Source organism: Nonomuraea sp. NPDC048892 (genome assembly GCF_040649735.1).
In the GTDB taxonomy this organism is placed as follows: Bacteria; Actinomycetota; Actinomycetes; order Streptosporangiales; family Streptosporangiaceae; genus Nonomuraea; species Nonomuraea maheshkhaliensis.
On the sequence record NZ_JBEZFZ010000004.1, the window covers coordinates 614,812 to 628,422 of the forward strand.

11 protein-coding genes are annotated in these 13,611 nt (G+C 72.0%); 6 read left to right on the forward strand and 5 right to left on the reverse strand.

Annotation, left to right across the window (positions count from 1 at the left end; all coding sequences use genetic code 11):
- Positions 1-68 precede the first annotated feature (68 nt).
- Positions 69-872, forward strand: a complete 804-nt coding sequence (locus AB0C28_RS16530) for a DUF1932 domain-containing protein (protein WP_358075174.1) — start codon at positions 69-71, stop codon at positions 870-872.
- A gap of 89 nt (positions 873-961) precedes the next feature.
- Here AB0C28_RS16530 and AB0C28_RS16535 read toward each other — a convergent pair whose 3' ends face one another.
- On the reverse strand, positions 962-1,603 hold the full coding sequence (locus AB0C28_RS16535; protein ID WP_357836607.1) for a GntR family transcriptional regulator: 642 nt from the start codon (positions 1,601-1,603) through the stop codon (positions 962-964).
- A gap of 278 nt (positions 1,604-1,881) precedes the next feature.
- On the opposite strand from AB0C28_RS16535, the gene AB0C28_RS16540 reads away from it, so the two are divergent.
- Genes AB0C28_RS16540 through AB0C28_RS16560 form a run of 5 tightly spaced genes read left to right on the forward strand, consistent with a single transcriptional unit; the run spans position 1,882 to position 8,971 of the window.
- Positions 1,882-2,373, forward strand: coding sequence for a hypothetical protein (locus tag AB0C28_RS16540; RefSeq protein ID WP_346103759.1), 492 nt, complete (start codon positions 1,882-1,884; stop codon positions 2,371-2,373).
- Positions 2,373-3,758 carry a hypothetical protein gene (locus AB0C28_RS16545; RefSeq protein ID WP_357836604.1) on the forward strand — a complete coding sequence of 462 codons (1,386 nt, stop codon included), beginning with the start codon at positions 2,373-2,375 and terminating at the stop codon, positions 3,756-3,758. The genes AB0C28_RS16540 and AB0C28_RS16545 overlap by 1 nt, the downstream gene beginning before the upstream one ends.
- Positions 3,755-5,071 (forward strand): VWA domain-containing protein, encoded by a 1,317-nt coding sequence (locus tag AB0C28_RS16550; RefSeq protein ID WP_357836601.1) that lies wholly within the window; start codon positions 3,755-3,757, stop codon positions 5,069-5,071. The genes AB0C28_RS16545 and AB0C28_RS16550 overlap by 4 nt, the downstream gene beginning before the upstream one ends.
- A gap of 10 nt (positions 5,072-5,081) precedes the next feature.
- On the forward strand, positions 5,082-6,197 hold the full coding sequence (locus AB0C28_RS16555) for an AAA family ATPase (protein ID WP_357836598.1): 1,116 nt from the start codon (positions 5,082-5,084) through the stop codon (positions 6,195-6,197).
- Entirely contained in the window at positions 6,194-8,971 is a 2,778-nt protein-coding gene (locus AB0C28_RS16560) for a DUF5682 family protein (RefSeq protein WP_357836595.1), read from the forward strand. Before AB0C28_RS16555 ends, AB0C28_RS16560 begins: the two co-directional genes overlap by 4 nt.
- A gap of 92 nt (positions 8,972-9,063) precedes the next feature.
- On the opposite strand, the gene AB0C28_RS16565 is transcribed toward AB0C28_RS16560, so the two are convergent.
- From AB0C28_RS16565 to AB0C28_RS16580, 4 genes are all read right to left on the reverse strand, one after another.
- Complete coding sequence (locus AB0C28_RS16565) at positions 9,064-10,530, reverse strand: PepSY domain-containing protein (RefSeq protein ID WP_358075177.1); 1,467 nt, start codon at positions 10,528-10,530, stop codon at positions 9,064-9,066.
- Positions 10,531-10,854: 324 nt separating this feature from the next.
- A complete protein-coding gene (locus tag AB0C28_RS16570) occupies positions 10,855-11,511 on the reverse strand; it encodes a hypothetical protein (protein ID WP_357836590.1) in 657 nt (218 codons plus the stop codon).
- Positions 11,512-11,643: 132 nt separating this feature from the next.
- Positions 11,644-12,642, reverse strand: a complete 999-nt coding sequence (locus tag AB0C28_RS16575; protein WP_358075180.1) for a polysaccharide deacetylase family protein — start codon at positions 12,640-12,642, stop codon at positions 11,644-11,646.
- 185 nt (positions 12,643-12,827) lie between these two features.
- Positions 12,828-13,574, reverse strand: a complete 747-nt coding sequence (locus tag AB0C28_RS16580; RefSeq protein ID WP_358075183.1) for an SDR family oxidoreductase — start codon at positions 13,572-13,574, stop codon at positions 12,828-12,830.
- Positions 13,575-13,611 lie beyond the last annotated feature (37 nt).

The window sequence follows — 13,611 nt, forward strand, 5'->3', positions numbered from 1 at the left end:
CCGCTAGCCTTGGCTGAATATGGACAATATTGTCAACAACAAGGAGTGTCGGATCAGGAAGGACGTCCATGCAGGACCCTCAGGTCGCGCTGCTCGGCTACGGTGAGGTCGGCCGCATCCTGGCCGGCGGACTCGCCGGACGTGTCCGGCTGCGCGTGTACGACCCGGCCTGCCCGCCCGGCGGACCGGCGTCCGGTGAACTGGTCGCGTCCAATGCCGCCGCCGTACGCGGGGCCGACGTCGTCATCGCGGTCACCACCGGGGCCGACAGTCTCACGGCGGGCACCGAGTCGCTGCCCCACCTCAAGCCCGGCGCCCTGTACGCCGACCTGTCCACCGGTGCGCCCGGCGACAAGCGCCGCCTGGCCGAGGTGCTGGAGCCGGGCGGCGCGGCCGTCGTGGACGGGGCGATCATGGCGCCCATCCCGCTGCGCGGCCTGGCCACGCCGGTCCTGGCCAGCGGGGAGCAGGCGGAGCGGTTCGCCGCGTTCGCCGGCGCGTACGGCATGGTCGTGACGCCGATCGGCGGCGTGCCCGGCGACGCCGCGGCCCGCAAACTGCTGCGCAGCGTGCTGGTGAAAGGGCTCAGCGCCCTGCTCATCGAGTCCCGGCGGGCGGCGGAGGCGGCCGGGCTGGGGGAGTGGTTCTGGGGGCATCTGCTGGAGACCGTCGAGAACGCCGACGAGGCCTTCGTGGTCCGGCTGCTTCAGGGCGCGGGGCAGCACGGGGTGCGGCGGGTGCACGAGATGGAGGCGGCCACGCGGATGCTGACGGAGCTCGGGGTGTCCGCCACCATGACCGAGGCCACCACCGCCACCCTCGACCACGCAACCCGCACCGGCGTCCCACCCACCCCGGACAAAACGCCGTAACGGCTGCCGGCGGCCCCGCCGGGCGGCGTCTCCGAGGTGGTGCGCCTTCCCCGAAGGGGCGCTCAGCGGGAGTGGCTGCGGGGCCGTAGTCAGGTGGGCCCGGCTTCCAAAGCCTTGGTGACGCTGCGCAGGTGCTGCTGCATGGCCGTCTGCGCGGCCTCGGGGTCGCGGGCCACGATGGCCGCCACGATCAGCTCGTGCTGCGGCAGCGAGATCGCCGCCCGCCCCGGCTGTCTGGCCAGGCGGAACTTGTGCCGCACCACCTGCGCCCCCAGCCGTTCGATGATCGCCGCCGAGGTGCGGTGCCCGGCGATGGCGCGGATCTCGGCGTGCAGGGCGGCGTTCAGCTCCGAATAGCGGTCGAGGTCGTTGACCGTCACGGCCTCTCGCATGTCGCCCACGATCTCGCGCAGCCGCGCGGCCTGCTCGGGCGTGACCCGTTCGGCGGCCTTGGCCGCGGACAGGCCCTCCAGCACCATCCGCACCTCGGTGATCTCGACGGCCTCCTCGCGCGAGATCGCCCGGACGCGGGCTCCCTTGTTGCGCAGGATCTCGACGAGACCTTCCCCCGCGAGCTCCTTGAACGTCTCGCGCACCGCCGCCCGCGCGGCGCCGAACTGCTCGCACACGTCGGCCTCGACCAGCCGCTGGTTGGGCACGAAGTCCCCCTCGAGTATGGCCGACCTGACCCGGTCGGTCAGTGTCTCCTCCTGCGGGGACCCTGCGGTCACGACGTTCTCCCGGTGCCGTACGGACAGATCTGGTTCGACAATATTATGAACAATCCACCCGTGGTCGTGCTGGCCAGGACGGCCGCCGGATCGCGCGATCGCCGGCTCCGGACGCGGCGCGACAGCCCCCGGCCGCGCGGGCCTGGCGCTTTGATCGTTTGGCCCCGATCTGTCGGTGCCCTCTAGTAAGTTCCCGGATCATTCGATCAGCCGGTCGCGGAGAGCACGGGCATGTCCGCCCGTCCCGCGAGCCGGCAGGGGCGGGAGGTTCTGAGGCCGTGGACGCGGACAATGCCGCGTGGGAAGAGCGCAGTGTGCTCCGGGTGGTGCCACCCGTGGAGCCGCGCAAGCTCGCGAAAGTGCCCTTCGTCGAGCTGGCCGACGGCCGGCTGCAGGGCGTCGTGTCGAGCGGATCCGACATCGAGCGGGTCTACGTCTCGTCGATCAGCGCCGGTGATCACGCGCTGAGCTGCAGCACCAACAACAACCGGCCGTGCGGCGCGCTGCACGGCTACGCGTGCAAGCACATCAGGTCGCTGGCCGACGAGGCGGTCGTGCAGTACGGGCTCGACCGGGTGGCCCGTTACCTGCGGGTCGAGGTCCCTGAGGGGGAGCGGCTGATGGAGCACATCAACGGTCATGTCGAGCGCACGCCGGCGGCCGTCGTGTTCAGCCGGTTCCTGCGCCACCTGGCCTACCTGGAGGTGCCCGACAGCACCGACCCGCTGACCGAGCTGCACTGGTTCCCGGCGACGGGGGCGGTGCGCTGATGCTCGACGTACAGCTGAGTGAGCTGATCGCGGACGGTCCCGCAGGGGCCGGCGCGGCGCTGGACGTGGTGGCCGGGTTCGACGCGGCGCTCACCCACGGGTTCGCCAGGATCGGCGAGGAGCCGGCGGCGGCGCTGGCCGCCCTGGCGGGCGCGCTGGCGGGCACCCCGCTGGCCGGGCGCGTGAGCGAGGCCGTGGAGAAGGTGAGCGCGGGCTCCGTCGCGGACGAGCATCTGGCGGCGCTGGCCGGCGCCCGGGCCGCGCTGTTCGGCGCGGTGCACGACGCGCTGCTCGCCCGCCTGGACACGGCGCTGGGCCGCACCCGCGCCGCCTGGGAGCCGGTCGCGGGCGAGAGCGAGGCGCCGGCCAACCTGCTCGCCGGATGCCGCATCTGGCTGCGCGAGCTGGCCATCGTGGGCTGGCGCGGCGTCGATCACGACCTGGTCGCCTCCGCCGACCAGACCATCGAGGCGCTGCTGGCCGTGCCGGGGCTGCGCGGACTGGCGGTGCTGCTCGACGGCCTGGCGACAGAGCTGCGGGCCTCCAGCCCGATCGCCACGATGGAGCGGCTGCCCGCCCGCCGCTGGGCCGACCTGTGGACGCGCGCCATGCTGCTGTCGCAGCAGGGCCCGTGGCCGGGCGGCGCCGAGCAGGTGTCGGGCCGGCTGCTGATCCTGGGCGCCGACGTGCACGAGCACGCGACCGTCGTCCGCGTCCAGGTGCACGCCGTGCTGGAGCCGTCAGGAGGCGCGCCCGCCAGGCTCGTCCGTACGAGCGTGGCCGCCGCCAAGGTCGACACGATCGTCGGCCCAACCGTGTGGCGGCTGCTCGGCGGCCACCCCGCGCTGCTGGCCGCGCTGGCCGAGCACCGCAGCGTGGAGATCACCGACATGCCGCTGCTGCCCGGCGGCGACCTGGTGTGGCACGACGACCGTGCCCGTCCCGGCGCGGAGGCCGACCCGTTCGCCACGGCCCGGCTCCAGCTCGGCGGGGCCACGGCGGCGCCGGTGACGCCGCTCGACCGCCATCCGGTGCGCATCGCCGAGCCCGTCTTCGTCGAGGGCTACAAGACCGACGGGCGCACGCTGACCCTGGGCGGCGGCAAGCTCGCGTTCGACCTCGACCGGCTGCCGTCCTGCGGCCCGCTCACCCCCGCGCTGCTCAAGGCCTCGACGGCCTGCGTGGGCCTGCTGCGCTGGGACGGCGGGCAGTGGTCGCTCCAGCCGCTCGCGGTGCAGTCGGTGGTCAAGAAGGAGCCGGTCGCGGCGCACAACGGCGACTGGGCCAAGGGCCCGACCGACCCGAAGGCGGCCAAGGCCGAGACCAAGAACGGTGACGTGGTCGCCGTACTGCGGGAACGAGCGGGACGGCTGTTGCGCAAATGACCGAGACCCCCGCAACCCCCGTCACGCAGAGCGCCGACCAGACCAAGCGTCAGGTGCTCTACTGGCGGCTGCTGTCGCGGCTGTTCAGCCCCGACGAGCAGCCCTCGCTGGAGAACGCCAGCGTCGGCATCGTCGGCGAGCTGGGCCTGCCGCCCGCGCTGCTCGACCCAGGGGTGTCGGTGGACAACCTGGTGCAGCGCTTCCCCGAGCTGGCCGCTCAGTTCGACGGCCTGATGACCGAGCGGGAGCACGAGGAGGGCGACGAGGTCCGCCGCGCGGCCCTGGTCTCCAAGCTGCTGCTCAACGTGTTCGCGACCGGCTCGGGCAACGTCAGCGCGAGCCAGTTGCAGAGCTGGAAGCAGGACGCGGGCTGGTTCGAGCGCGGCATGGGCTGCGAGCCTGGCGGGCTGCGCCATCGCGTCGGCGACGAAGAGCTGGCCAAGGTCCTCGCCGGCCTGGAGGGCGACCTGGTCAAGCGCATGCGCCTGCGCGAGGTGCTGGCCGATCCGGCCCTGGCCAAGCAGCTGACGCCGAGCATGTCGCTCATCGAGCAGCTCCTGCACGACAAGTCCAACCTGTCGGGCGTCGCGCTGGCCAACGCCAAGGCGCTGATCCGCAGGTTCGTGGACGAGGTCGCCGAGGTGCTGCGCACCCAGGTGGAGAAGGCCAGCGCGGGCGTCATCGACCGGTCGGTGCCGCCGAAGCGGGTCTACCGCAACCTCGACATCGAACGGACGATCTGGAAGAACCTCACCAACTGGAGCCCCGACGACCAGCGGCTCTACGTGGACCGGCTCTTCTACAAGCAGACCGCCCGCCGCACCACCCCGGCCCGCGTGATCGTGGTCGTCGACCAGTCGGGCTCGATGGTGGACGCCATGGTCAACTGCACGATCCTGGCCTCGATCTTCGCCGGCCTGCCGAAGGTCGACGTGCACCTGATCGCCTACGACACCAGGGCACTCGACCTGACCCCGTGGGTGAGCGACCCGTTCGAGGTGCTGCTGCGCACCACGCTGGGCGGCGGCACCAACGGCACGGTCGCGATGGCGCTGGCCAGACCGAAGATCGCCGATCCGCGCAACACCGCGATGGTGTGGATCTCCGACTTCTACGACAACCGCTCACTGATCACCGACTTCGAGGCGATCCACCGGTCGGGGGTCAAGTTCATCCCCGTCGGCTCGGTCAACAGCTCAGGCAGTCAGAGCGTCGACCCGTGGTACCGCCAGAAACTCAAGGCCATGGGCACGCCTGTGCTCTCCGGCCATGTCCGCAAGCTCGTGTTCGAGCTCAAGAACTTCCTCGCCTAGGAGACCGCGAATGAGTGACGATATGCTGCGTGCCCCCGCAGAGGTGAAGTACGCCGAGGAGCTCGACTACCTGGAGTCGATCGACGACGGCCCCAAGCCGTTCACGTGGCGGCTCAGCCCCCGCATGATCCGGATGTTCGTCCTCGGCTCCGAGCGCGCCGACGGGATCGACAGGGAGATCCCGCAGAAGTGGTTCGGTGACCGCAGCTTCGTCGAGCGCAGCATCGTGACCCTGGCCTCCGACCGGGGCCTGCTGCTGATCGGCGATCCGGGCACCGGCAAGAGCTGGCTGGCCGAGCTGCTGTCCGCGGCCATCTGCCGCAACTCCACGCTCGTCGTCCAGGGCACCGCCGGCACCACCGAAGACCACATCAAATACTCGTGGAACGTCTCCATGGTCATCGCCAAGGGGCAGTCGCGCGAGTCGATGATCCCCTCGCCGATCATGACGGCGATGGAGGGCGGCGTGATCGGCCGCTTCGAGGAGCTGACCCGCTCCACCAGCGACGTCCAGGACGCGCTCATCTCGATCCTGTCGGAGAAGTACGTCTCCATCCCCGAGCTCGACGACGACAACATCGTCTTCGCCCAGCCCGGCTTCTCCATCATCGCCACCGCCAACAGCCGCGACCGGGGTGTCAACGACCTGTCCTCCGCGCTCAAGCGCCGCTTCAACTTCGTCCGCATCCCGGTCGTGACGAACAAGAAGAGCGAGGCGGAGATCGTCCGCTTCCGTACCGAGGAGCTGCTGCGCAGGCACCGGATCGAGCTGGACCTGCCGCCCACGCTGCTGGACATCCTGCTGCAGAGCTTCGCCGACCTGCGCTCGGCGGCGTCCTCGGCCACCAGCGACGACGACAAGCTGGAGTCGGCGCTGTCCACGGCCGAGCAGATCGGCGTGCTGGAGGACGCCATCCTGCACAGCCACTTCTTCGGCGACCGCGTGCTGCGCGCGCAGACGCTGGCCGGGTCGCTGGTCGGCTCGCTGGCCCGGCGCAGCCCCGAGGACCTGGCGATCCTCAACAAGTACTGGCACGGGGTGGTCGAGCCGCGCAGCAAGAAGGACGGCGGCGAGTGGCCGGAGTTCCTCGAGGGCGGCCGCGAGGCCATCGCCACGCTCTCATGATCGGCCAGCCGAGCCCCTTCGGCTCGCTCCGCGAGCAGCTGCTCGGCGCGGCCGAGCAGTTCGCCGAGGGTCCCGTCGCCGTGCCCGGCATCCTGTCGGGCCTGGTGGACGACGTGGACCGGGCGCTGCGCGAGGAGCTGGAGATCTTCCCGGTCTGCCACCATTCGCCGGCCTCGGCGCTGGCGATGGTGCGCAGGCTCAGGGAGAAGCAGCCGAAGGTCATCTATCTGGAGCTCTGCGAGGACCTGCAGCCGCTGCTGACCGAGCTGCGCAACTGCCGGCTGCCGGTGGCGCTGCAGGCGTTCGCGACCGACATCGACGGCTTCCCGAAGTCGTGGGCGCCGCTCAGCGTGGTGGCGCCCATCACGGAGGCGTCCGCCGAATACCAGGCCATCTCGTACGCGCTGGAGACCCCGGGCGTCGAGCTGGTGCTGGTGGACCGCTCGACCGACCACGTCTTCCAGTGGGCTCCCGGGGAGGAGCCGCAGGCCGCCGGCAAGAAGGAGGAGGAGGCGGGCCTGCACGGCGACGCGGTCGGCGTCGAGATCGGCGACCTGCGCCCCCGCTTCGCCGAGCTGGAGGAGCACCTGCTGCACCACGGCAAGGTGCGCCACTGGTCGGAGTGGTGGGACCAGTACGTCGAGCAGCCCCTGTCCGGGGCGGACTACGACACCTACCGCCAGGTCATGGTGCTGATCGGCAGCCTGTTCCGCCGGCTCGGCCCCGGCGGCGACCGGCTGGCCGTGGACGAGGACCGCGAGCGCTACATGTGGACCAGGATGCGCGAGCACCTGTCCGCCTCGGGCGCCGACCCCGCCGACTGCCTGTACGTGTGCGGCGCCTTCCACGCCGCCAGCCACGTCGAGCAGTTCGGCGTCAGGTCCGAGGCGCCGTTCGAGATCAGCCCGCGCACCGAGACCAAATGGCTGTACGGCCTCATCCCGTCCAGCCACTCGGCCATCGAGGCGCAGTTCGGGCTGGCCCCCGGCTCGGTGTCGATCGCGGCGGCGACCTGGGCCAAGGCGCTCACCCGGGGCAAGCTGACCCCGTTCCAGCTCCAGGGCCAGAAGAGCGCGCGCAAGCGCCCGGCCAAGCTGCCCGCGCCCGTCCCGCAGGGTGACGTGGCCGACAAGCTGACCGGGTTCCTGTCCAGCCCGCCGGCGCTCGACGCGCTCGACGAGGCCGAGCTGCTCGGCTGGTCGGTGGACATCGTCCGGCTGGCCCGGCGCAACGGCTACCTGGCCAGCACCGCCGACGCCATCGCGGTCTACGAGACCTCGATCCTGCTGGCGGGCATGCGCAACCGGGCCAGGCCGACCCCGTACGACTTCCAGGACGCCGCCGTCACCTGCATCGAGAAGGACTCCGTGCCGGGTCGGCGCGACGTGCGGCGGCTGTGCGAGATCCTGCTCGGCGGCGACCGCGTCGGCGAGGTCGGCTACGACGCGCTGCCGCCGCTAGCCAGGAACGTCTACGACCGGCTCGCGCCGCTCGGGCTCGACCTGGAGAAGCGCACGATCCAGCGGGCGCTGCTCAACCTGCAGGCCGAGCCCGACCTGGTGCCCTGCTCCGACCTGCTGTGGATGCTGCGTCACCTGCTGCCCGACGACGCCGTACGGCCCATCATGGGCGAGCGCAAGCTGGGCGAACGCTCGATCCAGGAGAGCTGGGACCTGTCGTTCGGCAAGCACCAGCGCTCGATCATCGAGCTCGGCTACGAGGGCGTCACCATCGAGCAGGTGCTGGAGCAGCGGCTGCGGCGCTCGGTGTGGGACCAGAAGGCCACCGCGGCCGTCGCGCTGGCGGCGGTCGAGGACGCGATCCTGTTCCTCGGCAGCCGGCGTTTCGCCGACGAGCTCGGCGCGCGGGCGGTGGAGCTGCTCGCGGCCGAGCGCACGGTGGACGACGCGCCGGAGGTGCTGCGCCGGATCCGGCGGCTGATGGCCTACTACCGGACGGCCGAGCCGGAGCTGCCCGCCTGGTGCGAGGCGTTCGCGACCAGCGGATACGCACATTACTGCACGCTGCTGCCGACGGCCTTCGTGGACGACGACACCGGGGTGCGGCAGGTGTCGGCCATGCTCGGGTTCCTGTTCTCGATGGAGAGCCTCGCGCTGGCGCTCGGCTGCGACCGGGCCCAGCTGGAGCTGGCCGTGCAGCAGTCGCACCCGGAGGCGCCGGCCAAGGTGGCGCTGCTGTGGGCGGCCCGGCACCAGCTCGGGCTGCTGCCGCTGGCCGAGCTGCGCTCCCGCGCGGACGACCTGCTGGCCAACCCGCTGGTCATCCCGTCGTTCCCGCAGTACATCATCGGGTTCGTGCAGGCCATGGAGCCGGTGCCGCAGTTGTCGGGGTTCGTGGTGGAGGTGATCTCCAAGGCGTTCGGACGGCTGCCCGACGGCGTGCTGCTGCCCTGGCTGCCCAAGCTGATCACCACGCTGCGCGACGGGGCGGCGGAGCTGGTGCCGGTGCTGGTCCGCGAGGCCGGGCGCACGTTCCCCGGCTCGCTGACCGCCGCCGACACCTGGACGCCGCCCTGGGAGGCCCGTCCCAAGCCCGCCGCCACTGCCGGCGCCGCTCCGGTGGCGTCGGGGCCGGTGGCGGAGCTGCTCCTGGCGCATCCGGCCGCGTGCGACGCGGTGGCCGGGGTGCTCGGGTGTGCGGGTGAGTGGTCTGCACCCGGCGCCGACGGCGGCCCGGTCGGGAATCCCGAGGTGGGCGCGTTGCTGACCGGGCATCCGGAGGCGGCGCTGGCGGTGGCCGGTCTGCTGTCCTGACCTGCCGTAGCGCACGAGCGCTGGGCGCGATCCCGTTCAGAACGGGGTCGCGCCCAGCACTGTCATGAGCCGGTACGCGCTCAGGAGGGGCGTCAGCCGAAGACGCGGGACAGCCTGGGGATCCGGCGTACCAGGAGCCAGTCCACCAGCAGCACCACGATCATCGTCATCCCGGCCAGCGGGAACAGCAGTCCCAGCACCGCCATGATGACCATCACCCCGTAGGCCGTGCGCCGGTCCGTGGCGCGGGCGGGGGCGCCGGCGCGGCCGCGCGGGCGGCGCTTCCACCACATCCACGTCCCGGTGACCACGAGCGTGATGATCGTCAGGCAGGCTCCCAGCATCACCAGCAGGTTCACCACGCCGTACCGGCGGCCCTCGTGCAGCGCGACGCCCTGCTCGACGGCCTTGGCCAGCACGCCGTACTCGTTCCAGCCGTACGAGGTCAGCACCTTCCCGCTGTACTGGTCGACGTGGAGGGTCTGCGCGTCGGCGGGGTCGCGGCGCGGGTCGGTCACGATCGTGTAGACGCCCTTGGGACCGTCCGGCAGCAGGACCTTGACGTCACATTCGCTCGGCGGGCACCTCCGGATCGCCGGCCTGGCGGCGGCCAGGGCGTTCTCGACGGGCAGCGCTCCCGGCTGCAGCCCGCCGTGCGTCGCGCCGTGCCCGGCGTGCGCGTCATCGGAGGGGGGCACGGGCAGCCGTTCGGCCGCCCACGGCACCTTGGCGTCGGGGTTGGCCGACAGGTCGCCGGACAGGGGCGTGGAGGTGTGGGGGTAGTCGTCGGCGCTCGGGGTCGTCGAGCCGGTGCTGTCCTGGATGCGCTGGAGCCCGTCGCCCCACACGCCCGACCACGGCAGGCCGGAGAGCACGAGGAACACGACCACCGCGCCCCCGCCGATCCCGGCCGTGACGTGCAGCCGGCGCAGCTTCGCCCGACCGGTCCGCACCTTCCTGACCGGCGCCGCCTTGACCCGCTTGCGCCGGCCGCCCCACCACAGGTACGTGCCGGTCGCGGCCAGGATCAGGGCCCAGCAGGCGGCGATCTCCACCACCCGGTCACCGATCGTCCCTGACATCAGCTCGCCGTGGATCGTGCGTACGACGCGCATGAACGTGGCCGCGTCGTCGATCTCCCCGACCACCTGCGCCGTGCCCGGATTCACGTACACCGAGACGCCCTGCGCGAACGGGCCGGTGTCGGAGCCCTGGAGGATGACGCGGGTGGTGCGGTCGGGGGAGGTGGGCGGGATGACGGACATGACGGGCGTGCCCGGACGTACCTGCTGGGCGGCGGCGATCTGCTCCGACAGGGGACGCGCGGTGGCGGCGGGTTCGGCCAGCGTGCGTACGTCCTGGTAGCGCCACTCCTCGAAGGGCTCCTTGAACAGGTAGATCGAGCCGGTGATCGCCAGCACGAGCAGGACGGGGGCGACGAAGATGCCAGCGTAGAAGTGCCAGCGCCAGACGACCCGGTAGCGCTGGGAGGCGGACGACGTGGGCGGGGGTGAGGGGATGGGGGCGGTGGCTTCCGTACGGGTTTCGACCGAGGTCATGAAGGGCTCCGTTCCGTCCGGCGCGCGTAGCTGAACGAGGGCGCGCCGAGATCGGGCAAGGGGGGACCGCGTGGAAGGGGCGTATGCCCGGGAACCGGGCGACAAGGGGCCGCACGGAACCGGCGTGCGCGCCGGAACCGGGCGACAAGGGGTCGCGCAGAACTGGCGGGCACGCCAGAACCGGGCGACAGGGAGTCGCGCGGAGCCGGCATATGCGCCGAATCCAGGCAGGGGAACCGTGCGGCGCGCGTACAGGCCCGTGCCTGCGCCGCCGACGGACGTACCCGGCGAGAATGTGCGGCCGGGCACCGATGAGAGGTCGGGTCAGTCCAGTCCCGGGCAGGGCGGTCCCCTGCGGCACAGAGCCCAGGCCAGCACCTGGGAATCGCGGACGTTCGCGCGGTCCGCCGTGATCGGGCGGGCGATGCGGGAGTACGCCGGGGGCGCGGCGTCGCGGGCGATCAGCAGCGCCCACAGCAGCTCGCGCAACGAGCAGCCGAGCAACAGCAGCAGCGCGGCCAGCGCCGTCTCACCGCGATCGAGCCACCACGCCGACACCGCCGCTACCAGGGCGTGAGCCAGCAGCATGCCCGCCCAGGCGAACAAGCCGTCCTCATGATGGCCGGTGAACAGGTGCGAGTCGTGCTCGGCGCCGCCGGAGGAGAGCACGGAGGAAAGGGAGGCTTCGCCCGCCGTGAACAGCTGGTGCATCCCGTACTGGGCGGCGAAGGAGGCGGTGAGCAGCGTGCCGGGGGAGCGTCTGCGACGGGCCAGCACGTACGCGCCCGCCGCCGTCACCGCCGTGGCCGCCAGCACGGTTCCGAGACCGGCGATCGGGCCGCCGGCCAGCACATGCATGCCCAGGGCCGCGAGCACACAGACGGCCGCGAACACCGCCGCCCGCAGCCCGCGCAGACCGGGCCGGCCAGCCTGCGCGGTGTCCCTGCTGCCGGTGCCGCGTCCTTTCTGGTCGGGGCTCATGCGCGTTCACCGCTCACACCGACAGATACGGCGGGTTCGCGGGTGCGGTTCACCGAACGCGACGAACTTTCGGGTCAACGCCCGCCCACGGCGCGGCCGGTGGATCGAAGCCGCAGGTGGGAGCCCGTATGCTCACTGGGCGCCGTACACCAACCTGGGCGGGTGACCTCCGTAAAGCTGACTGACGGTGACGAAGCGGTAGCCGCGCTTGGACAGGCCACGCAGCACCCGTGGCATCGCGCGGACCGTCGACGGGTGGATGTCGTGGAACAGGATGACGCTGCCCGGCCGCACCGACCGCAGCGCCTTGCGGGCCACCTTGGCGCTGTCGCGCGACCGCCAGTCCAGAGTGTCCAGGCTCCACATCACCATGGGCCGCCTGGTCTGGTGGCGGACGGTCGCGTTGAACGCGCCGTACGGCGGCCGGACGAGCTTCGGCCGGACCCCGATGGCCGCCTTGATCGCCTGGTCGGTACGGGCGAGCTGCGACCGCACCCGGACGGCGGACAGCTTCGTCAGGTCCGGGTGCGACCAGGTGTGGCTGCCGATCTCGTGCCCCGCCGCGTATGTCCTGCGCACGACGCCCGGGCTAGCGGCGACGTTCTGGCCGACGACGAAGAACGTGGCCCGCGCCCGGTAGGCGGCCAGGTGGCGCAGCAGCGCGTCCGTGTACTTGCCCGGCCCGTCGTCGAACGTGAGCGCCACGCACTTGGCCCGGCGGCAGTCGACCGGCCTGGCCTGCTCGGCGGTGGCGCCGTTGATCGCGGCCAGCACCGGCGCCAGCGAGGCCGCCCCCGCGACCTCCACCGCCCCCGCCGCCTTCGCCCACGCCTCCCGCACAGCCACCGATAAGGCCGCAGGCGACACCCCGGCCCCCGCTTTGGCCTCAGTCCAGGTCCCAGCTTTGGCCTCGGTTCCGGCCTCCCGGGTCTCGGGCTGGGCGGAATCCGGTGTCGCGCCCACCACGCGCCGCCCTGCCTGTGCCGTTCCGGACGTGGCCTGTGCCGGGTCCGGAGTGGCGGTCAGGTAACCACAGGCCGCCGTCAGCAAGGCGGTCGTGGCGAACAACCCCGCCGTCCCCCGTCGCGCCCCGGCCCCTGCGGGCGGGCGCGGGTTTGTGCCGATGTTCATTTTTGCCCCCTCGCGCACCGCCCCCGGTGCGCCCCCTGAGCGACGACCCCGGCGAGCGCCAGGATCGTTCCAAGGTGTTGGACTGTCGCCGTTCGCACCTGGTTCGCGGAAGGCCGCTTTCCGGATGAAGCGGTCGGGGAGGGGACGACATCTCGACCAGGGAAGCCGTCGGCGTCGCGGCCGGGCTAGGCGCCGTAACCGCCGTCGATCCGCAGCACCGCCCCGGTGATGTAGCTGGCCTGCGGGCTGGCGAGGAAGACGACGCCCGCGGCGATCTCCTCCGGCCTGCCGTACCGCCCCATCGCCGTCGTCGGCAGGAAGACGGGCGCGGCCGGGCCGTCGGCGGGGTTCATCGCGGTGTCGACGAACCCGGACTGGATGACGTTGACCGTGATGCCCCGGTGGGCCAGGTCGCGCGCCGCGCCCCGGCTGTAGCCCTCAAGGGCCGACTTGGTGCCGGCGTAGTCGGTCATCCCGGAAAAGCCCACCCGCGTTCCCACGCCCGAGCTGATGCTGATGATCCGCCCGCCGTCGGGCAGCAGCGGGAACGCCGCCCGGATCGCCGCCACCACACTGGTGTAGTTGACGGCGAGCTGGCGGTCGAAGGCGGACTCGTCGGCGAGTTCGCTGTCGATCGGGACGCCCACGGTGACGCCCGCGTTGTTGACCAGAATGTCCAGCCTGCCGAACTGCTTGACCACGCTGTGGACCAGGCCGGCCGCCTGGGCCGCGTCCGACTGGTCCGCCTGGAAGGCCGCCGCGCGCACGCCCTTCGCCTCCAACTCGGCGACCACGGCCTTGGCCTGATCCGCCGAGGACGAATAGCTGATCGCCACGTCGGCTCCCTCGTCGGCCAGCGCCAGTGCCGACGCAGCCCCGATCCCCCGCGATCCGCCGGTCACGATGGCCACTCTGTTGTCCAGCTTCCCCATGTGCTTCGCCACTCCTCAAATAACGGTATTCTTGACT

Bases quoted from the DNA above. Each gene is read 5' to 3' on its own strand.
- AB0C28_RS16530 (WP_358075174.1), top strand. From the start codon at position 69: ATGCAGGACCCTCAGGTCGCGCTGCTCGGCTACGGTGAGGTCGGCCGC.
- AB0C28_RS16545 (WP_357836604.1), top strand. From the start codon at position 2,373: ATGCTCGACGTACAGCTGAGTGAGCTGATCGCGGACGGTCCCGCAGGG.
- AB0C28_RS16550 (WP_357836601.1), top strand. From the start codon at position 3,755: ATGACCGAGACCCCCGCAACCCCCGTCACGCAGAGCGCCGACCAGACC.
- AB0C28_RS16555 (WP_357836598.1), top strand. From the start codon at position 5,082: ATGAGTGACGATATGCTGCGTGCCCCCGCAGAGGTGAAGTACGCCGAG.
- AB0C28_RS16560 (WP_357836595.1), top strand. From the start codon at position 6,194: ATGATCGGCCAGCCGAGCCCCTTCGGCTCGCTCCGCGAGCAGCTGCTC.
- AB0C28_RS16565 (WP_358075177.1), bottom strand. From the start codon at position 10,530: ATGACCTCGGTCGAAACCCGTACGGAAGCCACCGCCCCCATCCCCTCA.
- AB0C28_RS16570 (WP_357836590.1), bottom strand. From the start codon at position 11,511: ATGAGCCCCGACCAGAAAGGACGCGGCACCGGCAGCAGGGACACCGCG.
- AB0C28_RS16575 (WP_358075180.1), bottom strand. From the start codon at position 12,642: ATGAACATCGGCACAAACCCGCGCCCGCCCGCAGGGGCCGGGGCGCGA.
- AB0C28_RS16580 (WP_358075183.1), bottom strand. From the start codon at position 13,574: ATGGGGAAGCTGGACAACAGAGTGGCCATCGTGACCGGCGGATCGCGG.